The organism is Puia sp. P3, assembly GCF_050632245.1.
Lineage (GTDB): Bacteria > Bacteroidota > Bacteroidia > Chitinophagales > Chitinophagaceae > Puia.
The window spans coordinates 3,141,545-3,163,349 of the sequence record NZ_CP192583.1; the positions used below are offsets into that span (position 1 = coordinate 3,141,545).

Annotated in this window: 21 protein-coding genes and 3 pseudogenes; 16 read left to right on the forward strand and 8 right to left on the reverse strand. The window is 56.9% G+C overall.

Annotated elements, in window-relative coordinates:
- Nucleotides 1-15: 15 nt before the first annotated feature.
- On the reverse strand, nucleotides 16-513 hold the full coding sequence (locus tag ACQ86N_RS19135; RefSeq protein WP_431216526.1) for a hypothetical protein: 498 nt from the start codon (nucleotides 511-513) through the stop codon (nucleotides 16-18).
- A 57-nt stretch (nucleotides 514-570) separates the two neighbouring features.
- Between ACQ86N_RS19135 and ACQ86N_RS19140 the strand changes: the two genes are divergently transcribed.
- Nucleotides 571-1,278 carry a hemerythrin domain-containing protein gene (locus ACQ86N_RS19140; RefSeq protein ID WP_431216527.1) on the forward strand — a complete coding sequence of 236 codons (708 nt, stop codon included), beginning with the start codon at nucleotides 571-573 and terminating at the stop codon, nucleotides 1,276-1,278.
- Here ACQ86N_RS19140 and ACQ86N_RS19145 read toward each other — a convergent pair.
- The 7 genes and pseudogenes from ACQ86N_RS19145 to ACQ86N_RS19175 all read right to left on the reverse strand — a co-directional run bounded on the left by ACQ86N_RS19145 (nucleotide 1,260) and on the right by ACQ86N_RS19175 (nucleotide 7,461).
- The gene (locus tag ACQ86N_RS19145; RefSeq protein ID WP_431216528.1) at nucleotides 1,260-2,393 is read right to left on the reverse strand and encodes an ABC transporter permease; all 1,134 of its coding nucleotides are present in this window, start codon (nucleotides 2,391-2,393) and stop codon (nucleotides 1,260-1,262) included. The genes ACQ86N_RS19140 and ACQ86N_RS19145 overlap by 19 nt on opposite strands.
- Nucleotides 2,312-3,664, reverse strand: a complete 1,353-nt coding sequence (locus tag ACQ86N_RS19150) for an ABC transporter permease (RefSeq protein WP_431216529.1) — start codon at nucleotides 3,662-3,664, stop codon at nucleotides 2,312-2,314. Before ACQ86N_RS19150 ends, ACQ86N_RS19145 begins: the two co-directional genes overlap by 82 nt.
- A gap of 152 nt (nucleotides 3,665-3,816) precedes the next feature.
- Nucleotides 3,817-4,194 (reverse strand): response regulator, encoded by a 378-nt coding sequence (locus ACQ86N_RS19155; RefSeq protein WP_431216530.1) that lies wholly within the window; start codon nucleotides 4,192-4,194, stop codon nucleotides 3,817-3,819.
- Nucleotides 4,184-5,269, reverse strand: a complete 1,086-nt coding sequence (locus ACQ86N_RS19160; protein WP_431216531.1) for an ATP-binding protein — start codon at nucleotides 5,267-5,269, stop codon at nucleotides 4,184-4,186. Before ACQ86N_RS19160 ends, ACQ86N_RS19155 begins: the two co-directional genes overlap by 11 nt.
- Nucleotides 5,270-5,471: 202 nt before the next feature.
- A pseudogene (locus ACQ86N_RS19165) lies at nucleotides 5,472-6,587 on the reverse strand (sensor histidine kinase); the annotation flags it as partial.
- 101 nt (nucleotides 6,588-6,688) lie between these two features.
- Nucleotides 6,689-6,922: a hypothetical protein gene (locus tag ACQ86N_RS19170; RefSeq protein ID WP_431216532.1), complete on the reverse strand. Its 234-nt coding sequence runs from the start codon at nucleotides 6,920-6,922 to the stop codon at nucleotides 6,689-6,691.
- Nucleotides 6,889-7,461 carry an NAD(P)-binding domain-containing protein gene (locus tag ACQ86N_RS19175; protein ID WP_431216533.1) on the reverse strand — a complete coding sequence of 191 codons (573 nt, stop codon included), beginning with the start codon at nucleotides 7,459-7,461 and terminating at the stop codon, nucleotides 6,889-6,891. Before ACQ86N_RS19175 ends, ACQ86N_RS19170 begins: the two co-directional genes overlap by 34 nt.
- 37 nt (nucleotides 7,462-7,498) lie before the next feature.
- On the opposite strand from ACQ86N_RS19175, the gene ACQ86N_RS19180 reads away from it, so the two are divergent.
- The 15 genes and pseudogenes from ACQ86N_RS19180 to ACQ86N_RS19250 all read left to right on the forward strand — a co-directional run bounded on the left by ACQ86N_RS19180 (nucleotide 7,499) and on the right by ACQ86N_RS19250 (nucleotide 21,717).
- Complete coding sequence (locus tag ACQ86N_RS19180) at nucleotides 7,499-8,281, forward strand: beta-galactosidase (protein ID WP_431216534.1); 783 nt, start codon at nucleotides 7,499-7,501, stop codon at nucleotides 8,279-8,281.
- A 46-nt stretch (nucleotides 8,282-8,327) separates the two neighbouring features.
- A complete protein-coding gene (locus ACQ86N_RS19185) occupies nucleotides 8,328-9,800 on the forward strand; it encodes a beta-galactosidase trimerization domain-containing protein (protein ID WP_431216535.1) in 1,473 nt (490 codons plus the stop codon).
- Nucleotides 9,778-10,782, forward strand: a pseudogene (locus ACQ86N_RS19190) (GntP family permease); the annotation flags it as partial. The gene ACQ86N_RS19185 and the pseudogene ACQ86N_RS19190, both read left to right, overlap by 23 nt.
- Entirely contained in the window at nucleotides 10,700-11,200 is a 501-nt protein-coding gene (locus ACQ86N_RS19195; RefSeq protein WP_431217485.1) for a hypothetical protein, read from the forward strand. The pseudogene ACQ86N_RS19190 and the gene ACQ86N_RS19195, both read left to right, overlap by 83 nt.
- A 308-nt stretch (nucleotides 11,201-11,508) precedes the next feature.
- Nucleotides 11,509-11,727, forward strand: coding sequence for a hypothetical protein (locus ACQ86N_RS19200; protein ID WP_431216536.1), 219 nt, complete (start codon nucleotides 11,509-11,511; stop codon nucleotides 11,725-11,727).
- Between the two features lie 61 nt (nucleotides 11,728-11,788).
- Nucleotides 11,789-12,274, forward strand: a complete 486-nt coding sequence (locus ACQ86N_RS19205) for a hypothetical protein (protein ID WP_431216537.1) — start codon at nucleotides 11,789-11,791, stop codon at nucleotides 12,272-12,274.
- Nucleotides 12,196-14,031, forward strand: coding sequence for a glycoside hydrolase family 127 protein (locus tag ACQ86N_RS19210; RefSeq protein ID WP_431217486.1), 1,836 nt, complete (start codon nucleotides 12,196-12,198; stop codon nucleotides 14,029-14,031). Before ACQ86N_RS19205 ends, ACQ86N_RS19210 begins: the two co-directional genes overlap by 79 nt.
- A gap of 230 nt (nucleotides 14,032-14,261) precedes the next feature.
- Nucleotides 14,262-14,990, forward strand: a pseudogene (locus ACQ86N_RS19215) (alpha/beta fold hydrolase).
- Between the two features lie 432 nt (nucleotides 14,991-15,422).
- Nucleotides 15,423-15,962, forward strand: coding sequence for a hypothetical protein (locus ACQ86N_RS19220; protein WP_431216538.1), 540 nt, complete (start codon nucleotides 15,423-15,425; stop codon nucleotides 15,960-15,962).
- Entirely contained in the window at nucleotides 15,917-17,065 is a 1,149-nt protein-coding gene (locus tag ACQ86N_RS19225) for a DUF885 family protein (RefSeq protein WP_431216539.1), read from the forward strand. Before ACQ86N_RS19220 ends, ACQ86N_RS19225 begins: the two co-directional genes overlap by 46 nt.
- Complete coding sequence (locus ACQ86N_RS19230; protein ID WP_431216540.1) at nucleotides 17,062-17,199, forward strand: hypothetical protein; 138 nt, start codon at nucleotides 17,062-17,064, stop codon at nucleotides 17,197-17,199. Before ACQ86N_RS19225 ends, ACQ86N_RS19230 begins: the two co-directional genes overlap by 4 nt.
- A gap of 54 nt (nucleotides 17,200-17,253) precedes the next feature.
- Nucleotides 17,254-18,858 carry a SusC/RagA family TonB-linked outer membrane protein gene (locus ACQ86N_RS19235; RefSeq protein WP_431217487.1) on the forward strand — a complete coding sequence of 535 codons (1,605 nt, stop codon included), beginning with the start codon at nucleotides 17,254-17,256 and terminating at the stop codon, nucleotides 18,856-18,858.
- Complete coding sequence (locus ACQ86N_RS19240; RefSeq protein ID WP_431216541.1) at nucleotides 18,824-20,260, forward strand: TonB-dependent receptor domain-containing protein; 1,437 nt, start codon at nucleotides 18,824-18,826, stop codon at nucleotides 20,258-20,260. Before ACQ86N_RS19235 ends, ACQ86N_RS19240 begins: the two co-directional genes overlap by 35 nt.
- Nucleotides 20,261-20,312: 52 nt before the next feature.
- On the forward strand, nucleotides 20,313-21,209 hold the full coding sequence (locus ACQ86N_RS19245; protein WP_431216542.1) for a SusD/RagB family nutrient-binding outer membrane lipoprotein: 897 nt from the start codon (nucleotides 20,313-20,315) through the stop codon (nucleotides 21,207-21,209).
- Complete coding sequence (locus ACQ86N_RS19250) at nucleotides 21,097-21,717, forward strand: SusD/RagB family nutrient-binding outer membrane lipoprotein (RefSeq protein WP_431216543.1); 621 nt, start codon at nucleotides 21,097-21,099, stop codon at nucleotides 21,715-21,717. The genes ACQ86N_RS19245 and ACQ86N_RS19250 overlap by 113 nt, the downstream gene beginning before the upstream one ends.
- Nucleotides 21,718-21,805: the final 88 nt, after the last annotated feature.

Below are 21,805 nucleotides of genomic sequence, written 5' to 3' on the forward strand. Positions count from 1 at the left end.
TTTTTTCCGCCATCATTATTGTTTGGAGAACACCTGGTTGGTAAAAGGCGGAGTGTCCGGTATTTTGATAACGTTGAACTCGTGCTTCGTCGCCCGGTGACAGGTATTGCAAGTCGCCGTCAACTGCGTAAACGCAATGCTGAACGCAGTCAAACTACCCGCACCTACAGCCGCACTGATACTATCCAGCGGCGGGCGGATCATCGGCAAGGACCCAACCTCCGGACGGTCGGTGCAATATTTGGCTATATCGTCGAGCGACTCCTTGATCTCGCCGACTTCAAAATCAGCCAGCTTCCAGTTACCCGCCTTGCCGGCAAACCACAGCTTCGCATGGTGTACCTGGATCCCAGACATGAACTCTCCGAGTCCCGGCTTATACGCCTCATCTAGCCGCTTTTGCAAACTATCCACCCGGGCCTGCAGCACAGACTTATCCGGCCCACCCGAATTGCATGCCACAAGGACCGCAAATCCGGCAATTAACAAAAAGGATATATAGGTCCTGATCATATCCAAATATACCACAAACCTCCATTGCCGTGGTATGTTGTTTGCGGCGATCCCACTATGAAACCAACCGACTCCACCAACGTCAACGGCCGCCGCCATTTCGTCCGCCAGGGCTTGCAGGCCGGCCTGATCACCCTGACCGGCATTTCCTTACTTTCTGGCTGCTCCGGCGGCGAAGGCGACGAAAAAGACGTCTCACCGCCCGAAGACCTGATGCAGGAACACGGCCTGCTCAACAGGATCCTGCTCATCTACGACCACAGCCGCCAGACGATCACTTCTGGCATGACCCCCAATCTGACCGCACTGAATGCGGCCGCCACCATCATTCGCAGCTTTGTCGAAGACTATCACGAGAAGCAGGAAGAAGACTACCTGTTTCCCCGTTTCCGAAAGGCCGGACAACTCACCGATCTGGTCGACACCTTGCTCCGTCAGCACAACGCCGGGCGCCGCATCACCGACCAGTTATTGCAGCTGACCAAAAATCCAGCCCTCGACGGCAATGACACGAATAAATTAGCTGATTTGCTCACCACCTTCAACACGATGTACCGTCCCCACGAGTCGCGCGAAGACACGGTCCTCTTCCCCGCTTTCCGCCGACTGGTAAGCCGCCACGAATACGATTCTCTTGGAGAGGAGTTCGAGAACAACGAACACAAACACTTCGGCAAGGACGGCTTCGAAACAATGGTTGCCAAAGTAGCCGATATAGAGAAACAGCTGGGTATCTACGACCTCAGTCAGTTTACTCCGTCCTGAGACTCTTCACCGGATTGGCCAGCGCGGCCCTTATCGCCAGCAAACTGACCGTCACCAGCGCGATCGCTAGGGCCGCTACGCCGGCGGCAACAAAGACCCACCAGCTTCATGTCTACCCGATAGGCATAGTCCTCCAGCCAGCGATGGATCGACCAGAAGGCCAGCGGCCAGGCGATGAGGTTAGCAACCAGCACGAGGCGGATAAAATGACGCGACAACAGCACTACGATGCTTCGGACCGAAGCCCCCATGACCTTTCGTATACCGATCTCCTTTATCCGGCGCTCCGCCGAATACGAAGCCAGACCGAACAGCCCAAGACAGGAGATGAAGATGGCCAGCGCCGCTAGCATGCCCACCATCCGCGACACCTGCATATCCGCGCGGTAGACCTCGGCAAAATGGTCGTCGAGGAACTGGTATTCCAGCGGGTTCTCGGGGAAATTCCTTCGCCAGACCGATTCCACAAAATTTACCGCCTCCCTGGTCTTCCCCGCCCCGAGCTTCACGGACAGTGTGCTATAGCCCCAGTCCGTCTGATTGAAGAGGAACATGGTCTCGATCTTATAGTGCAGGGAATTGAAGTTGAAATTCTTTGCGATCCCGACGATATAGCCCGCGGAGTCGAATCCGAAATGCCTGCCCAGCAGCGAGGACATCGGACGGCCTGGCATATCCTTCAGCAGCTCCGAAGCGAGCGCCTCGTTGATGATGTATTCGCGGCCGTTAGCCTGTTTCTCGCGTGAAAAGTCCCGCCCCGCCGCCAGCGGTATCTGATAGAGCCGCAGATAGTCGGGGTCGACGATCAGCCTTGTCGAGGTCAGCTGCCGCAGCGGGCCGTCGCCCTTGAACTCTATACCCGACTGGTCAAGATGACTGCCCAGCTCGTCCTGCGCACCGGTCACCAGACGGATCAGGGAACTCCCACTCAGCTGCTCTTTCAGCAGCGTATATTTCCGGGCCGTTACCCGGTCGAGTTTTATATTCAGCACCTGATCGCGGCTAAAGCCCGGGTCCTTGTCCCGCATAAAGCTCAGCTGCCGGAAGACAGCGACGGTGGCGATAATGAGGAAGATCGCACTCGCGAACTGCCCAACGACCAGAACATTCCGCAAAAGCTCTTGTTCTTCCCGATCTGCGGCAACCCCTTCAATACTTTCACGGGCTGGAAAGACGAAAGATAGACCGCCGGATAAAGACCGGAAACGACGCCGACCACGACGGTGCCGAGCAGGACGACCAGCGGGATCCACTTCTGCTGGAAGAGAACGGTCCCCAGCGAACGCTGGCTCAGCGCATTCACCGAAGGAAGCGCCAGCACGACAAGACCCAGAGCCAGCACCAGCGACAGCAGCGACAGCAGTATCGTCTCGCTGAGGAACTGCACGCCCAGCTGTCCGCGCAGCGCCCTGACCGACTTACGGATACCCACCTCCCGTGCCCGCTCGGCCGACCTGGCGGTGCTCAGATTCATAAAATTGATACAGGCGATCGTGAGCACGATCAGCGCGATCACGGTGAAGATATTGGTATAACTCTTATCGAATTTCTGATAGTTGATATAGTCGAGCCCGATATCCGCGGCGCCCGCGTGCACGTCTTTCAGCGGCAGCAGGAACAGCTCGTAGAACTTCCAGCCATCTCCATTGGACAAATGCCGCTTCAGGTAGTCCGGAAATTTCCTCTCCATCGCCGCCACATTGGTATTGGGCGCCAGCTCGAAATAAGTATTCAGCCAGTTGCCGCCCCAGCCATCGTACCATTTGGGTTTAATGAACGTATTAAAAGAGATCAGGGCGTCGAACTGCAGCTGTGAGTTCGAAGGAACGTCCGCCACCACCGCCGTCACAGTGAACAGAACGGTATCCGTGGAATAGTGATAGATCGTCTTTCCGATGGGGTCTTCGGCCCCAAAAAGATTACGCGCGGCTGATGCGGTCAGCGCGATACTATTGGGCTTCAATAGCGCCGTAGCCCTGTCCCCCTTCACCAGCGGGAAATCGAACATCGCCAGCATGCTGGTGTCCACATCGAACACCTGCGGCAAAAACAACCTTTTCTCCTTATAGGTCAGCTGGTACTTTCCGTCCCAGCGGATCCGCGTAAAATTCAGCACCTCCGGAAACTCCGCCTTTATCGTCGATCCCATGGGAAACATCGACAGGGCCACCTTCTGGGAAGCCACCATCCCCGGGAATTTCTGCACTTCGTTGAGGCGGTAGATGTTTTTGGAATGCATCCGGTCAAAACTCTTCTCATAAAAGACAAAAAGCATGATCACGATACAGGCAGCCATGCCGATGGCCAACCCCAGAATATTGATGACCGAATAGACCTTGTTCTTGCGGAGATTGCGCCAGGCGGTCTTGAAATAGTTTTTGAACATCGGAAAGTTGTTTGGAGTGCAACAGCTTGCCGCCAGAAAAATGCCGGTTTCCGCCTCTACTCCTAATCAATTAGTTGGCGTTTCGGCTCGACAACCGACTGTCCGGTTTCGATACAATCGGTGTCCAGTTTTATAGCTTCGCCGGTCCCGCCTCAGTGAAAATACGCCTCGATCACTTTCCGCGCAGACTGCCAGGTCAGCGGCTTCTCCAGATACCCCAGCACATTTCCATACCCCATGGCCTTTTCCCTGTCCTCGATCCTCGAAGAGCTCGTCAGCAACACGACCTTCATTTTCTTACAGACCTGCATCTTGTCGAGTTTGTTCAGGAAGTCAAAGCCGCTCATTCGCGGCATCCGGACATCCAGAAAGATGATGTCCGGACAATTGTTGGACTGGATAAGGTCGCAGGCGGCGTCACCGTCCTGCGCAACGACGATCTCCACGGCCGCGTCAAGATCGGCAAGGATCTCCCGCGAAAGATAGTTGGTCGCGTCGTCGTCATCCACCAGCAGAATTTTATTCACCATCGGCATTGCTAAGATAGATTGTAAACTTTGTTCCAAGGCCCACCTCGCTCTCCACATCGATTTTTCCACCATACGCTTCCACGATCGAGTACACGAGATACAGGCCCAGACCCATTCCTTCCTTGTGTGTATGAAACCGCTGGAATAGCCGGAATACCCTGTCTCTGTACAATTCGAGATTCAGACCTACCCCCTGATCCTTTACCGTCAGAACGATGAAATGGCCCTCTACCCTGGTGGAAATATCAATATACGGCGGCTCCCCATCCTTGGCATATTTTATCGCGTTGCTCACCAGGTTCTGAAATATGCTCTTCATGTGAATGGGAGGGAAATAAATATGAGCACAGCGGGAGAAATCGGCCCTGATGACCGCCTCGGATGCCATGATCGGTTCGGCCAGACTCTGTCTGACGTCCTGCAGAATATTTTCAAACCGGACCTCCTCCCGCCGGATCGTGAGCGTTTTTTTGAAGGCGACCGCCTCGTTCAGCGCCTGGATCGTCTTTTGCGTCTGTCCCGCGGATTTTTTCAGCATCTCGAATAGCTCGGCGTGCGGCTCCTTTACCGCCTGCCTGTCTTCCATCAGCGTCAGCAGGCCCGTAATGGTCGAGATCGGAGACTTCATGTCGTGCGCGCTGATGATCGCGAACTCTTCCAGCTGCTGGTTCGTCCGTTCGAGCGCCCTTGCATACATCTCCAGCTGTTCTTTTTGCTCCAGCTCGGCTTCCGCACGGGCAAGCTCACTGCTCTTTTTCTCCATCCATTCCATATAGGCTTTTCGCTCCGCAACGATGGCCAGCAATGACCGGATGCGGGTGATCAGTTCGTCCGGATGGAAAGGCTTGAACAGATATTCGTCAGCCTTCGCCTCCCATCCCTTCAGCATCGCCTCCCGGTGCGTCTGCGCAGTCAGCAGGACGACGACAGTGTTTGCGGTCCGGGCATCCGATTTGATCTCCGCGCACATTTCGATGCCGTCGAGAACGGGCATCATCACGTCGGTCAACACGAGGTCCGGCGACCACGATCGAACCACCTGCAGTCCTTCCCGCCCGTTGCCGCACAGCTGCACCTGACAGAATCCCCTGGAGAAGCGAGGCGATATATTCGCCCAGTTTCTCGTTGTCCTCGCAGACCAGCACTTTCAGGAGTTGCCCGTCTTCTGAACGATCAGACAGGTCCACGACGGCGGCCGACTTATATTTCGGTGTCACCACCCTGTGTTCGGGCAATACATGCTCCTCTTCAGAAACGGCAACATCCGTAACGGGACACTCAACGGTAAAGACGCTGCCCTTGCCGGGCTCGCTCTCCACCGACACCGTGCCTCCCATCAGTTCGGCAAACTCTTTTACCATGGCAAGTCCCAGACCGGTGCCTTCGAATCTTCTCGTGGACGAACTTTCTATCTGTCTGAATTTCTGGAACAGCAGTGGTATATCCGTATGCGCGATACCGATACCCGTGTCCTCCACGGATAGTCTCAATAAACGACCGGTTATTGCAAGACTGACGATGATCTTTCCGCCGGAGGGCGTGAACTTGACGGCATTGGACAGCAGATTGAAGACGATCCGTTCGAACAGATAGGGATCCACCGCCACGCAGGGGTCCTCTTCGTTCAGCCTCACCGCGAGAGCAATATTTTTCTCTTCTGCCATCGGCATGAAGTCGTGAAGGGTCTGGCGCACCAGCTGGACGACATTCGTAGGCTGGGGCTTGGCCCGGAACTTCCCCGCTTCCGATTTTGCAAAGTCAAGGATCCCCGAGACCATCTGCAGCAGCCTCACCGAATTGTTGTGGACGGTACGCAGGAGGTCCTGCTGTACGGGCGATAGCTCGCCGTGCCTGCCGGACAAAAGGGATTCCGTAGGCGCAAGTATCAGGGACAGCGGCGTCCGCAACTCGTGGGAAACGTTCGCGAAGAAATCTCCTTTTACGCGCTCCGCCTCCCTCAGCTGGACCTCGACTTTTTTCCGCTGCTCGATCTCCGACTCGAACTCCTTTTGTGTTTTCAGCGAAAACGCAGTCGGAAGGAGTTTTACAAGGTAGAAGACCGTCATCCAGCTGAGTATGCCTGTTATAAGACGGGTCAGCGCACTCAGCCGGTACACCGGAACCCAGAATACGACGGCGTCGAGAAAATGGGTGGCGCCGCACGCAAGAATAAAGGCGGCGAACAGAAAATACAGCCGGACGAATTTTATACCCTGCTTCTTTGAGAGATAGCGGATGATAACGACGGGGATGCTGAAATAGGCAGCCCATATCGACAGGTCGCTGATAATATACACCCAGCCGTGAAAATCGGTCCATCGGCCGCAGTGCCAGCGCGGCGGCCAGTCTGAACTATCCAGAAGCTTACTGAAAAATTCCAGCACCTGATCCATATAGGGTCATAGGTTTTGAGGTGAAAACGATTGCTGGAAGGCTGTTATAAGGGGTAAATAGTCAAACTAAAAATACAATTATTATTGGATATCCGACCGCTTTATTTGAACCGCTCCAGCAGCCGCTGTGCCGCCTCTTCCCAGGCCCTGTGCGCCCCTTTCTCCCTGATCTCCTTCCCTGCCTGCTCGTTCATGCCGTTGGGCGTCGCCGCGTGCTGCGCCAGCGCCGAAAAGTCGACCGGCGACGATCGCTGCGCCATATACGACAGCGAATAAAAAAGATCGGCGACATAGGTGTTGGCTACGGCCGCATCGACCCCCGGGAGACCGTCCATTCGCTCAGGCCGCCCAGCAGTTCGTAAAAGGGCGTGATGAGCCCCGTCAGCGTCCATATAGCGTGCAGCTGGTCTTCGCTTTCCACCGGCAAAGGCTGACCGATATAGCCAAAGAGCTCCGTCACCGCGGCAGGCGCGCGAAACAGGGGTATCGGACAGTTGTGTTCCATCACCGTCGGCAGGGGAATGGCGCGGCACACCGTGCCCGCCGGATGCACGACCGCCGAAAGTTCGGCATATTTCAGCAACGGGATCAGCGAGACCACCGTGTGCCGCGGATGGAAGCTCAGGGTCTTCAGCACTTCCACGGCCATGGCCGGCCGCAGGGCGATCACAACCATATCGCTGCCGTCCAGTACTTCCTGGTTGGATGACATTCGGCGAACGCTGCCCGGATATTTCGCGGCCAGGCCGGTAGAAAGCCCTTCGTTGCGGGGCGACACAAAGATCTCCACTCCGGAGGACGCAGCCTTCGACGTATTCAAACCCCCGATTACCGCGGAGGCAATCTTACCGATGCCTATAAATCCAATTTTCATGGCGGCAAGTTAATCCATAAAAACTTAGTTTTAGTCCATGAACAATCGTCGGGACTTTATAAAGAACTCAGCAATGGCCCTGGCCGCCGTTTCAACAGGCCGGATCAACTGGCCGGAAAACCAGACAGCGGGTCACCTCACCCACGGCCATCCGACCCACGAACCCGCCAACGACACCGGGCCAGGCAAACTCCCCTGGTACCGTACCGTCACCCGCTGGGGACAGGTAAACATCACCGAGACAGACCCCCGGCACTACGACATCGGCTGGTGGCGGGGTTACTGGAAACAAACCGGCACAAAGGGCATCATCGCCAACGCCGGTGGCATCGTCGCCTACTACCCTACAAAAATTCCCCTGCACAAAAAAGCGGAATATCTCGGCGACAGAGACCTGTTCGGCGAGCTCTGTAAGGCCGCCCACGAAGACGGCCTCGCCGTATTTGCCCGGATGGATTCGAACCGCGCACACGAAGAGTTCTACCACGCACATCCCGACTGGTTCTGCGTCGACGCTCAAAACAAGCCCTACAAGGCCGCGGACCTTTATATCTCCTGTATCAACAGCCCCTACTATAGCGAACACCTGACCTCCGTCCTCACAGAGATCGCGGAGACCTATCATCCCGAGGGCTTCACCGATAACAGCTGGAGCGGCCTCGGCCGGGAATCCATCTGCTATTGCCTGTACTGCAAAAATAGCTTCAGAGAAAAGACGGGCAGCGAACTTCCCACCAACCACAACTGGGAAGACAAGAGCTACCGGCAAGTGGATCCGCTGGAACTACGACCGCCGCCTCGAAATATGGGACCTCAATAACCGCGTCACAAAATCCGCCGGCGGCGCCGACTGCATCTGGTCCGGCATGAACAGCGGATCTGTCAGCGGACAGAGCAGGAGCTTCCGCGATTTCGCGGCCATTGCCAAAAGAGCCGATATCATCATGCTGGACGACCAGGCCCGCACCGACAGCGGCGGCTTCCAGCACAACGGAGAAGTGGGCAAACTCATCCACGGCATTCTGGGCTGGGACAAATTGATCCCCGAAAGCATGGCGCAATACCAGGCCCACAAGCCCTGGTTCCGCCTCGCCAGCAAGCCCGGGCCGGAAGCCCGGATGTGGATGATCGAAGGACTCGCCGGCGGCATCCAGCTGTGGTGGCATATGGTCAGCGCCAGACACGAAGACCGCCGCATGCACCACAACCCCGAAGCCATCTTCCACTGGGAGGCCGCCAACGAAGCCTTCCTCCTCAACCGCCGGCCCGTCGCTACCATCGGCGTCGTCTGGTCGCAGGAGAACACGGATTTCTACGGCCGCGAAAATACCGAAGAGCGGGTCGACCTGCCCTGGCGCGGGATCACGCAGGCGCTGCTGCGCGCAAGGATACCCTATCTCCCGGTTCACGCCGACCATATCGGCAGGGACGCCGCCGGTATCAATACACTCATACTACCCAACCTGGCCATCATGAGTGACCAGCAGGTGGACGCCGTCAAAAGATTCGTCGCCCGTGGCGGCAGCCTCATCGCAACCGGCTATACCAGCCTGCTCGACCATTCGGGCGAAGCGCGGGAAAACTTCGCTCTCGCTGACGTATTCGGTGCGACGCTCACCAGGCCCGCCAACTTATTCGCCAAAGACCCCACCGAAAAAATGGCGGGCGAAGCCTACCACACCTATCTGCGCCTCGAAACAGCAACCAACCGCCACCCCGTATTGCAAGGCTTCGACGAGACCGATATCCTGCCTTTCGGAGGCCTGCTCGATTCCCTGCAGGTAGCACCCGACGCCATTGTGCCGCTGACCTTCATCCCCCAGTTTCCCGTATATCCTCCGGAAGCGGCGTATATGCGCACCGAAAGAACGAACATTCCCGGTCTCATCCTCCGCGAAGGACCCAACAAAAGTCGCATCGCCTTTATGCCCGCCGATCTCGACCGCCAGTACGGCCGCACCAATCTCCCCGACCACGCCAACCTCCTTCGCAATATTGTTCTATGGGCGACACAGGACAACATTCCCATAAAAGTACAGGGCCCGGGCCTGGTCGACTGTCACCTGTATACCCAAACCCACCGGCTCGTGCTCCACCTCGTCAACCTCACCAACGAGAACACCTGGAAACAACCACTCGACGAACTCATCCCTATCGGCCCTTTGAAGATTTCCGTTAAATTGTCTTCCGGCATCACGGGACACAACGTTCGAAGTCTGGTTGCCGGCGGACCCGGGTCAACCATCGCGGGCAATGCGCTCACCTCCTCCGTCAACAACGGCTGGTGCCATTTTGAAATCAAATCCATTACCGACCATGAAGTCCTCGTCATTGCCTGATATCTTCCTGATAGCACCCTCATTTACCCAATCCCTGCTCTGCCTGCTGGCGGGCGTAGGCCTCATCATCCTGCTGACAGCCCGGTATAAGGTGCACGCTTTCTTTGCGCTCCTCATTTCCTGCGCGGTGGTCGGACTCGGAATAGGACTATCTCCCGACAGCGTCATCGCGACGGCCAAAGACGGCTTCGGGAGCATAATGAAGTCGCTCGGCTTTATCATCGTCCTCGGCACCACCCTCGGCGTCCTGCTCGAACATACCGGCGCGACAAAAGTCATGGCAACCTACATTCTGAAAAGAACCGGCGAACGGCGCGCGTCACTCGCCATGAGCATCACCGGCTTCATCGTAGGCCTCCCCATCTTCTGCGATTCCGGCTTCATCGTGCTCAGCGGACTCAACAAAAGCCTTGCCCGCCGCAGCCACACGCCCCTGGTCATGATGTCGGTGTCCCTGGCGACCGGACTCTACTCGGTGCACTGTCTGATACCGCCGCATCCCGGCGCAGCCGCCGCAGCGGGTACCATCGGCGTGGAGTTCAGCCGGCTGATCCTCTATGGTATCATCGTGGCGATACCCGCTGCCATCGCCGGTTATGCCTGGACCCGGCTCACGGGCCGCGAAGCCGCCAACACACCCGACGACACCTCAAACACACACGACCCCGCGGAGCACACGCAGGACCAGGAGACCCCGAACCAATCCACACCAGCCCCCACATCCACCAAACCCCGCCCCCCGGTGATCACCGCCTTCCTCCCCGTAGTCATCCCCATCACCCTCATCGGAATACGTTCATTTTTCTCCATAGAAAACACCCATCCTTCCCCCGCCCTGTCCTTCTTCCTCGCCCTCGGCGATCCCGTAACGGCACTGATCATCGGCATATTCCTCGCCTTTGCCGGCGGCCGCGACTGGAAAAAACAGCAGCTCGGCCAGCTACTCAACGACGCAGTGGAAAAAGCAGGCAGCATACTCGTCATCATCGGCGCGGGCGGAGCCTTCGGCGCCATTCTCGCCGCCACCAAAATGGGCGACCGAGCTCAGCGCATCCCTGCCGCTGTCGACCCTCGGTATCTTCTTCCCCTTCCTCCTGACAGCCGTACTCAAAACGGCCCAGGGCTCGTCCACCGTCGCCATCATCACCGCCTCTTCGATAATAAAACCCCTGCTCCCCGCCCTGGGACTCGCCGCCGGCAACGGCCCCCTGCTCTGCGTCCTCTCGATGGGCGCCGGCTCGATGCTGCTTTCCCACGCCAACGACGCCTATTTCTGGGTCATTACCCGCATGTCCGGCCTCAGCCTCAGATCGATGCTGAGAACCTATACCCCCGCCACCGCGCTGATGGGAATCGCCGCCTACGCCGCCGTCTATGTACTGTCCCGGCTGATCGGATAGAACTGTCAAACCAACGGTTAAAATCGGAGCGGTAAAAGTCAAGAACCGGCAGGCCCGATAGCTTCCCTATCCTTACTTTTAGTACATATAACCACTATTATGAAACGCCTCGCTTCAACATTGCTTGTCCTGACTTTCCTTGTCCCCGCCGCAATCAATGCGCAGGGCACAGCCGCCGCCGAAACACCCGGCAACCTCGCCGTCGTAGCCACCGCCACCAGCAGCGGCCGCGCCAACTACACCCTGACAACCCTCAACGACGGACAAACACCGACGCCCCCGGGCAACTCCCGTTTCCTCCGCCCCCAGTGCCCGCTTCGCCAACCAAGTGGGTCCAGTACGAATGGAAAACGCCGGTTACCACCCACGAGATCGCCGTCTTCTGGTGGGACTATACCAAACACGCCACCCTGCCCGAAGCCTATCATATCGAATTCTGGGACGGCAACAACTGGCTGCCCGTAAAAATCCCTCCGGCCTCGGCCTCCAAAACAACCAGTACAACGCCACTACCTTCGACGAAATAAAGACCAGCCGCCTCCGCCTTATCACGGATAGCAGCGACCGTTTCGTCTCGACCCTGGTAGAATGGAAGGTCATCGAATCCAAAATTCACCCGCCATCGCCCCTATCGTTTACGCCGGCGACGACCGCGACGTCATGCTCGGCGGCAAGACCTGGCTCGCCGCCGAGATCCGCAGCGTCCACCCCATTACAAGATCCAGCTGGACAAAAACCAGCGGCCCCGGCGAAGTAACCTTCACCAACCCCGCCGCCAGCAACGGCACGGCCACCTTTACAAAACCCGGTACCTACACGCTGAAATTTACCGCCTGGCAGGGCGAAGCACAAACTTCATCTCCTCTCCTGGTCAAAGTCGTCACACCACCCCTTCCAAACGCCTCGACGTCGTATACACAAAACACTATTCCATCGACAGCCGGCTATGGAACGACCGCGCCAAAGCCATCATCGTCAACTGGATCCCCTTCTGCATCGAACAGTGCGAACGCACCGACCTCACCACTGGAGAAGGCGGGCTCGATAATTTTATCGAAGCCGCAAAAGCGCTGAAAGGCCAACCGCACGCCAAACACAAAGGCTATGTGTTCAGCAACGCCTGGGTACACCAGACCGTGGAAGCGATGTGCGAAGCCCTCATGGTCGACCCCAAAGGCGATCCCGAAGTGATCGCGGCACAACAGAAAATGCAAACCACCCTGGATCGCTGGATTCCCATCATCCTCGCCGCCCAGGAACCCGACGGCTACCTCCAGACAGCTTTTACACTCCGCGATACCAGCCGCTGGCACCACCGCTGGTCACCCGAAGGACGCGGCAACCACGAAGGCTATGTATCGGGCTATTTTATCGAATCGGCTATCAACCACTATACGCTCACCGAAGGAAAAGACAAACGACTCTATAACGCCGCGAAGAAACTCGCCGACTGCTGGGTCGCCAATATCGGCCCCGGCAAGATCGCCCGGTACGACGGTCATCAGGAAATGGAACAGGCGCTTGTCCGTTTTGGCCGCTTCGTCAACGACATGGAAGGCCACGGCCACGGCGACGCCTATATCCAACTGGCCAAATTCCTGCTCGACAACCGCAAGGGCGGCAGCGAATACGACCAGAGCCATGTCCCCGTAACCGAACAGTACGAAGCCGTCGGACACGCGGTGCGCGCCATGTACACCTATTCCGGAATGGCCGATATCGCCGCCGAGACCAAAGACGTCGACTACCAGAGCGCCGTCCTGAGCCTATGGGACAATATGGTCAACAGAAAATACTATATCACCGGAGGCATCGGCAGCGGCGAAACCTCCGAAGGCTTCGGCCCCGACTATTCGCTCCGCAACAACGCCTACTGTGAATCCTGCAGCAGCTGCGGACTGATCTTCTTCGAATACAAAATGAACCTGGCCTACCACGACGCAAAATACGCCGACCTCTACGAAGAGACGATGTACAACGCGCTGCTGGGCTCGCTTTCGCTCGACGGAAAAGACTTTACCTACACCAACGCCCTGGCCACGGCACAGCCGCGCTACAAATGGCATGTCTGTCCCTGCTGCGTCGGCAATATTCCAAGGACCCTGCTGATGATGCCCACATGGACCTATGTCCGCGGCGAGGATGGACTCTATGTCAATCTCTATATCGGAAGCACCATGAAGATCGAAAAGCTGGCAGGCACGGACGTGGAAATCGTGCAGCAGACAGACTACCCCTGGAGCGGAAAGATCGGCATGACCGTGAATCCGGCAAAACCCGCCGAATTTACCATGCACGTCCGCATCCCCAACAGGTCGACGAGCGAGCTCTACCATCCTACACCCGAAGTCAGCGGCCTGATATCTTTAAAGATCAACGGTCAGGAAATAACACCCTCCATCGAACACGGCTACGCGCTCATCCACCGTACCTGGAAGAAAGGAGACAAGATCTCCCTCGAGCTGCCCATGAAGGTACAGCAGGTCACAGCCGACGAAAAGGTCGCCGCCGACAAGGGAAAGATAGCCCTCCGCTACGGCCCCCTGCTCTATAACGTCGAGACCGCAGACCACCAGGATATTACCAAATCCATCGGCAAGGGCCCGCTCAGGCCCGAGTTCGACAAGGACCTCCTCCACGGCGTCATGGTCATCAAAGGCAGCTGGTCCGACGGCAGCCCGCTGACAGCCATCCCCAACTTCGCCCGCATGAACCGCGTGCCGACTACCCCCACACCCGAATCGGAGCAGGTGCTCCAGCCGACCCGCCCCAACGAACCCCCACAATACATCAGTAAAACACCGGTATCGACCGTGTGGATAAAAGAATAACGGGAACATACAGAGATGGAGGACCAGATTTCGTCGAAGTCTTTTTCCCTCGCGCAAACCCCTTCGGACATTGTCCGGAGGGGTTTTTCGTTTGGACCTATTAGTTTTCTAATGCCACCTATGAATAGTGCAATTGCCGAATGTCCGTGAGGCCCTCTAATTTTGGATCCGGCCAATTACACAATTAAAAAAAATAAAAAATCATGAAAACAATTCACACGCTATTACTCATGAGTTCACTGTTTGGTATCGAAGCTTCCGGACAACCCGGCAGCGATGAAAAACCGACGATCATTTTTGTACATGGAATATGGGCCGATGGCTCATGCTTTATCTACCAGATAGAAGAACTGCAGGCAAAGGGCTATCATGTAATTTCTGTCCAAAATGGTGTAACCGGCCTCGCGGATGATGTAGCCGAAACACAAAAAGCCATCGGTCTCGTCAAAGGCAAAGTAATACTTGTCGGTCATTCCCTGGGGGGCATGGTGATCACCCAGGCGGGCAACGATCCTAAAGCTGGTTGGCCTGGTCTACCTGGCCGCCTATGGACCTGACAAAGGGGAGTCGGTGGCCGCCCTATCTGCAAACGCACCTCAGACCGAACTGGTGAAGTACCTCGTACCATCGGACGGCTCCGTTTTCATGACCGAAGAAGGGGTAAAAAAGTGTTCGCGGAAGAACTGAGCCCTAAAAAACAGGCGTTGGTATATGCAACACAGGTACCGGCCGCGCATACCGTGTTCGATGACAAAGGCGGCGAGCCCGCATGGAAGACCAGGCCGACCTGGTTCGTTGTGCCGAAGAACGACAAGACGATCCATCCGGACCTCGAGCGTTTTATGGCCAGGAGGATGAACGCAAAAACCACCGAGATACCTTCCGGTCATGTCGTGATGCTGTCTCATCCTGAGGATGTACTTAAAGTGATCGAAGAAGCGGCTTCCTATAAGTACTAGTGCGAAATCCCGTTCAATTGCCGACAAGTAGTAGTCGAAATTTCATCCAAAGACTGGCCGTCCGATCTCAGGCGATGCCAGTCTTTTGTCCCCATCTCCTGCTGGTGACACCCCATGTCTCTGCCCGCCGCCCGGCGGCTATCAGCCAAACCAGCGATCGCCTCCCTTCCGATGCCTTTTTTCCCTCCCTTTTCGATACTTGTCTTTTGCCGAAGAATAAAGATGAACTAGGGCCGCGGGGTGACGAAATAGCTCGAATTATAACAGTTCAAAGAATTATGATGCCAGGCGCCGGTAAAAAAACGAGTTAAAATCAGTAAAGGATCGATCAATTACCAAAAAGCCGGGTCCTATCCCCCTGACTATATTTGATGAACACTGCGAAAACCGCCAGGACCAGCAATGGCCTGAGATAACCATTTAACTACTAGTATGAGAAATTGTCTGCGACGTTTCTACAGCGTCCTTATGGCCATTGCTATCTTATCCCTGAAAGGCACTGCACAGATCTCCCCCGATCCCTATGTCCCCTGCCAGCAAATGCCCAGCCTGATCGGGGACTACAACGCCGACCTCCGTTCGCTCGTCCGCTTTTATACCAGCAGCTATTTCGGCGGCCGCGGCGCCGGCAATAATTTCGTACAGACAGAAGGCGGTTCCCCCGAAAAAAGAGCACGCCTCAACACCCTTTACCACGACTACCTGAACCGCCTCGAAAAACTCGATTTCAAATCCCTGCCACAGGAATGCAAGGTCGACTATATCCTCTTCAAAAGAGAGCTCAACGGCAAGCTGCAGCAGGCCGCCGACGAGGCCATTCAATATGAGAAGATAAAGTCCCTCTTCCCCTTTTCCGACAGCATCTACGCCATCGAGAAACTCCGCCGCCGCGGACACAACCTCAACCCGGAACTCCTGGCAAAGAATTGGTTCGACTACGCCAGACTGATAGCGACCCAAAAACAAAAATAAGATCCGACAATAGCCTCACCAGCGACGCGATCTACGAAGCCGACCAGCTCGCCGCAGACCTCAAAAGAGCGATCGCCAGCATTTACGAGTTCTACAACGGCTATGACCCGATGTTCACCTGGTGGATGCCCAAACCGTACAAACAACTGGACGACGCCCTGACAGGGCTCTCCGCTGAATTCAAAGAAAAGAACAAAAGTCTCGCCACACCCGACAAATCCGGTATAGCCGGCCACCCCGCCGGCCGCGACGAGCTGGTTCGCCAGCTGAAATACGAGATGATCCCCTATACACCCGAAGAACTGATCGACATCGCCAATAAGGAGTTCGCCTGGTGCGACCAGGAAATGCTCGCGGCTTCGAGGGAAATGGGTTTCGGCGACGACTGGAAAGCGGCGCTCGAAAAGGTAAAGAACTCCTACGTCCCCGCGGGTCAGCAGCCGGAGATGATCCTTGGCCTCTTCAACCAGTCCATCGACTTTCTCCGGAAGCACGACCTCGTCACCATCCCGCCGGTGGCGCTCGAGACATGGGGTATGATCATGATGACACCCGAGCGGCAGCTGGTCAATCCCTTTTTCACAGGCGGCAACGAGATCAGCATCTCCTACCCGACCAATACGATGGAAGAGGACGACCGACTGATGAGCATGCGCGGCAACAACCCCCACTTCTCCATGGCAACGGTCCACCACGAGCTGATAGCGGGTCACAATCTGCAGGCATTTATGAATGGCCGCTACCGTACCTATCGCAATTTCGGCTCCGGCTTCTGGACAGAGGGCTGGTCCCTGTACTGGGAGCTGATCCTCTGGGACCTGAAATTCCCGAAGACCCCGGAAGACCGCATCGGTTTCCTCTTCTGGCATATGCACCGCTGCGCAAGGATCATCTTCTCCCTCAACTACCACCTCGGCAAGTGGACGCCGCAGCAGTGCATCGACTTCCTCGTCGACCGGGTAGGACACGAGCGGGCCAACGCAGCCGGCGAGGTGAGAAGGTCTTTCGAGACCCACTATCCACCCCTCTACCAGCTGGCCTACCTCACAGGCGGCCGCCAGTTCTACGCCCTGAAAAAGAACTGGTCGACAGCGGCAAGATGACGTACAAACAGTACCACGACGCCATCCTGCACCTGAACGCCATGCCGGTAGAGATGATTCGCGCCATACTCACCAAACAACCGCTGGAAAAAGATTTCACCACCAAATGGAGATTCTACGATAACATCAAATAGAAAAGCAATGAACCAAACAACAAACCAAAACAACCACATTCGGGCCCTGACCCGCTGGCTTCTGCTGATCGCCGTGCTCCTGGGTCTGGCCAGCGCCCCGCCGCAGCGCAGACACAAAAGGTCTCCGGCAGGGTCCTCGACGAGGCCGGTAATGCAATCGTTGGAGCCTCGGTCCGCGAAAAAGGCGGCAAGCGCGGCACGGCTACCGATGCTGAAGGAAAATTTACGCTCCAGGTAAAACCCGGCGCAACGATCATAATCACAGCCATAGGCCTCGAGTCACAGGAACTTGCCGCAGGCAGCGCAGGCAGCCTCGACGTCCATATGAAGGGGCACAACGCCGCGCTCAACGAGGTCGTCGTCACGGCCCTCGGCATCCGCCGCGAGAAGAGCCAGCTAACCTATAGTACACAGCAGGTAAAAGGCGACGCCCTCACCGCCACCAAAGAGACGGGCGTCCTCAACGCACTGGCCGGTAAGGTATCAGGCGTACAGATCACATCCTCCAGCGGCCAGCCCGGCGCTTCTTCGCGTATCGTCATCCGCGGCACCAGCTCGCTGCAGGGTAATAACGAAGCCCTGATCGTGCTGGACGGCGTACCCATCAACAACGCGCAGAACGGCAACGCCGCCGGCGTCGCGACCACTCCGACCACTTCCAGCCCCAGCTCGAGCGTCGGCGGAACCAGCCGGCTGTCGGATATCGATCCCTCCACGATAGAAAGCATCAACGTCCTCAAAGGCTCGGCAGCCTCGGCGCTCTATGGCTCCAACGCCGCACGCGGCGTCGTACTCATAACGACAAAGACCGGCTCGCTCGACAAGAAGCCGACCGTCACGCTCAACAGCCAGTATTCCTTCGAGAATCCCATCCTGCCCGAAATGCAAACCAGGTATGCCCTCGGCGACTCCGGCTACAAATACTTCGACGGCGATATCAATAAAGGCAGCACCGTATGGGGACCACCCATCGACAGCCTCGTAAAAGTAGGCATCGTCAAATACAACAAGAACCCGATGAAGGCCTTCTTCACTACGGGACATAGCTATACCAACACGGTCAGCGTCGGCGGCGGCGCCGAGAAGTCCAGCTATTTCTTCTCGTACTCCAATCTCAGCCAGAACGGTATCGTGCCGACAACGACTTTCAAACGCAACGCCATGTTCGCCAAGTTCACGAACAGGATCACCGACCAGATAACGGCGACGCTGCAGCTGAACTATACGCTTTCCAACAACCACTCGATCCCCGAAGGCTATGACCTGACGGACCCGCTGTGGACGGTATATACCTCACCCGCCAGCTGGAATCCCCTGCCGTACGTCGACGCATCAGGCAACCAGCGCGTCTTCCGCTTCTCCCGGAACAACCCCTACTGGGACCTCTATAACGTGTACAATAACGGAAAGACCAGCCGCTTCATTCCCGTGTTCACCCTCAACTACCGGCCCACCACCTGGCTCAGCTTTACCGAACGGGTCGGCGCGGATACCTATTCGCAGCAGGCAGACTACTACGAAGCGCCCAGCAACGTCCTCGGGACGGTCGGTGCCGTCGCCCAGCTGAGCACCAACTACCGCCAGGTCAACCACGACCTCATCGGCCAGTTCAATAAGCAATTCGGTGACTTCGCCGTCAACTTCCTCGGTCGGGAATAACATCAACACGGTCTACAACCAGACCCACCAGATCCTCGGGACGGGTACATCGATCCTCAATTTCGACAACGTCACAAATGGCGCCACCATCGTCGGTAAAGAATACTATACGCTGACCCGCAAGATCGGTTTCTACGCCCAGGCCAACGTCGACTACAGGAAATTCCTCAACGTCTCGGTGACCGGCAGGTACGACGGGACCTCGGTGCTCGCGACAAACAAGAACTTCTATCCCTACGGCTCCGCTTCAGCCGGCTTTATCTTCTCCGAGCTCATGAAGGTACCCGCCATCAGCTTTGGCAAACTGCGCGTTTCTTACTCTGCCGTGGGTAACGACAACGTAGGCGCCTATAGCCTGACCACTCCGTTCACACAAGCCACCAGCTTCCCTTACGGCGGACAGACCGGCTTCCTGCTGAGCTCGGGCCTCGGCAACCCCTACCTTGTCAACGAAACCACCAAGGAGAGCGAGGTCGGCCTCGAGATGAGCTTCCTCCACAACCGCGTAGGCTTCGAGGTCAGCTATTTCGACCGCCACCACGACAACCTGCTGACGCAGAACGTACCGATCGCCGCGTCCACCGGCTTCAGCTCCACCAGCCTCAATTCCGCCGACATGACCAACAAGGGTCTCGAGGTGCTGATCAACGCCAGCCCCTTCAAAGGCAAGAACTTCGGATGGGACCTCACGCTCAACTATACCCGCATCCGCAACAAAGTCACGAAGATCAACGGCGGTACGCAGCAGCTGAGCATCGGCCAGACCTGGGCCTTTGTCGGCATGCCCTACGGCGTCTTCTACAACTACGGCTACGCCCGGGACTCCGCCACCCACCAGATACTCATCGACGACGGCGGCCTGCCCAAGATCAGCGCCGGCAACGTCATCATAGGTAATCTGCAGCCCGACTTCCTCGCGGGTATGAACAACTCCTTTTACTACAAGAACTGGACCCTCAGCTTCTTCCTCGACTACCGCAAAGGCGGAGACATCCTCAACTCGGACGACCGCTATGGCTTCTTCTATGGCACGCCCAAAGTCACGGAGAACAGAAAGGACCTCGTCGTAAAAGGCATCGTCGCGAGTACCAAACAGCCCAATACCAAAGTAGTGACAGCCGAATCTTACTACCAGCGCCTCAACACCATCTACGAGGCGGCCATGCAGGACGGCACCTATCTCAAGCTGCGCCAGGCCTCCATCGGCTACCGGCTGCCGGCGAAAACGATCGCCAAAACGCCCTTCTCCCAGGTCGGCCTGACGCTCACCGGAAGAAACCTCTTTATCGACGCACCCCATTTCACGGGCTCCGACCCCGAGGTCAGCATGCCACGGCACCTCCAACGGCTCGCAGGGCGTATCACGGGAATACGGTTCCCACCTCGCGGTCCTTCAACATGACGCTGAACATCGTCTTCAAATGAGGTCCAGGAATTCACTAAAACAAACAATCATGAAAAAATCGATCTTATATATCAGCGCGCTCTTTCTCCTCGCCGCCACAGGGTGTAAGAAATTCGTGGACGTCAACAAGGACCCGAACAATCCCCTCGCCGTGCAGGAAAAGATCCTCCTCGCGCCCATCGAATACAATATCGCCCACGGCATCGCCTGCGGCGGAGAGGCCGACGCAGCCACGTATACCAACCACTTCATGCAGATCGTCTGCTACAATCAGGTGGCCCTCAACTACGGCACGTATTACTTCGTGAACACGAACATGAACCAGACCCGGAATACGGGCTACCAGATCTGCCTCGAAAATCTGAAGGTACTCCGCCAGCAGAGCGCCGCCAACGGCAACTACAACTACAAGGCGATCTCGGAGGTCCTCACAGCCTATACCCTGGCGTTCCTGACCGACCTCTGGGGCGATATCCCCTATTCCAAAGCGCTGCAGGGCGCGGGCAATTTCCTGCCCACCTACGACAAGCAGGAGAGCATCTACGACAGCGTCCAGGCCCTCCTCGACCAGGCCGTCGTGGACATCGACAAGAAGGCCGGAGCCGCCGTAGGACCGGACGACTATTTCTACAAAGAGCAACATGACGCAGTAGGAGAAAACTCGCCTCTCAGCCTGAAGGCCCGTTACTATATGCACCTGACAAAGGCGCCAGGTCATACCGCGGCAGCACAGGCGCAACTCGCGATGACCGCCCTGCAGAGCGGCATGACCGGCACCGCGGACGAATGGAAATTCGCCTATCCCGGATCGTCGACCTCCCAGAATATCTGGTATGTCAACATGCAGCCGCTATCGACACTGGTGGCTTCATCCGCCATCGTGGACACACTCAAGGCCCGCAACGACCCACGCCTGCCCCTCCTCATCACCGAGGTCGATCAATAACGGCACCTATACCGGACGCGCCATCGGCACCAACAGCATCGGCAACCTGCAGAGCTATTCCCTCCTGGGCAGCGCCTACTGCAGCGTCGCCTCCACCGAATACATCATGCCCTATACGGAAGTGCTGTTCATCCAGGCAGAGGCCAATCTTATCCAGTCGGGCGTCGCCGCCGCGCAGCCTTTTTATACCAACGGGATCACGACCCATATGACCAGGCTCGGCGTCGCCACCGCGGATATCAATACCTACCTGGCCGCCCGCGGAACCCCGCCAGCCACCGGTACCATGGAAATGCTGATGCAGGAAAAGGTGATGGCCGACTTCCTCTCGCCGGAGAACTACAACGACTGGCGCAGGACCGGCTCGCCCCACCTCAACATCGTCCCCAACGCCCAGGCCCCCGCCATCCCCCGCAGGCTGATCTACCCCCAGACGGAGATCAATGCCAACCCCCAGCCCCAGCAGTCGGCTACCCTCGTCGACCGGGTCTGGTGGGACGCGCAGTAGAACGCCCGGAAACCACCCGGGGCGACGACACCCCGGACCCATACATTTTTTGAGAATTAATACGTTTTACTGATGACAATAGCCGGCC

What these genes read in the sequence shown, in the direction of transcription:
- ACQ86N_RS19135 (WP_431216526.1), bottom strand. Translation starts at nt 513, where the DNA reads ATGATCAGGACCTATATATCCTTTTTGTTAATTGCCGGATTTGCGGTC.
- ACQ86N_RS19140 (WP_431216527.1), top strand. Translation starts at nt 571, where the DNA reads ATGAAACCAACCGACTCCACCAACGTCAACGGCCGCCGCCATTTCGTC.
- ACQ86N_RS19150 (WP_431216529.1), bottom strand. Translation starts at nt 3,664, where the DNA reads ATGTTCAAAAACTATTTCAAGACCGCCTGGCGCAATCTCCGCAAGAAC.
- ACQ86N_RS19155 (WP_431216530.1), bottom strand. Translation starts at nt 4,194, where the DNA reads ATGGTGAATAAAATTCTGCTGGTGGATGACGACGACGCGACCAACTAT.
- ACQ86N_RS19170 (WP_431216532.1), bottom strand. Translation starts at nt 6,922, where the DNA reads ATGGACGGTCTCCCGGGGGTCGATGCGGCCGTAGCCAACACCTATGTC.
- ACQ86N_RS19175 (WP_431216533.1), bottom strand. Translation starts at nt 7,461, where the DNA reads ATGAAAATTGGATTTATAGGCATCGGTAAGATTGCCTCCGCGGTAATC.
- ACQ86N_RS19180 (WP_431216534.1), top strand. Translation starts at nt 7,499, where the DNA reads ATGAACAATCGTCGGGACTTTATAAAGAACTCAGCAATGGCCCTGGCC.
- ACQ86N_RS19185 (WP_431216535.1), top strand. Translation starts at nt 8,328, where the DNA reads ATGAACAGCGGATCTGTCAGCGGACAGAGCAGGAGCTTCCGCGATTTC.
- ACQ86N_RS19205 (WP_431216537.1), top strand. Translation starts at nt 11,789, where the DNA reads ATGGAAGGTCATCGAATCCAAAATTCACCCGCCATCGCCCCTATCGTT.
- ACQ86N_RS19220 (WP_431216538.1), top strand. Translation starts at nt 15,423, where the DNA reads ATGAGAAATTGTCTGCGACGTTTCTACAGCGTCCTTATGGCCATTGCT.
- ACQ86N_RS19230 (WP_431216540.1), top strand. Translation starts at nt 17,062, where the DNA reads ATGACGTACAAACAGTACCACGACGCCATCCTGCACCTGAACGCCATG.
- ACQ86N_RS19245 (WP_431216542.1), top strand. Translation starts at nt 20,313, where the DNA reads ATGAAAAAATCGATCTTATATATCAGCGCGCTCTTTCTCCTCGCCGCC.
- ACQ86N_RS19250 (WP_431216543.1), top strand. Translation starts at nt 21,097, where the DNA reads ATGTCAACATGCAGCCGCTATCGACACTGGTGGCTTCATCCGCCATCG.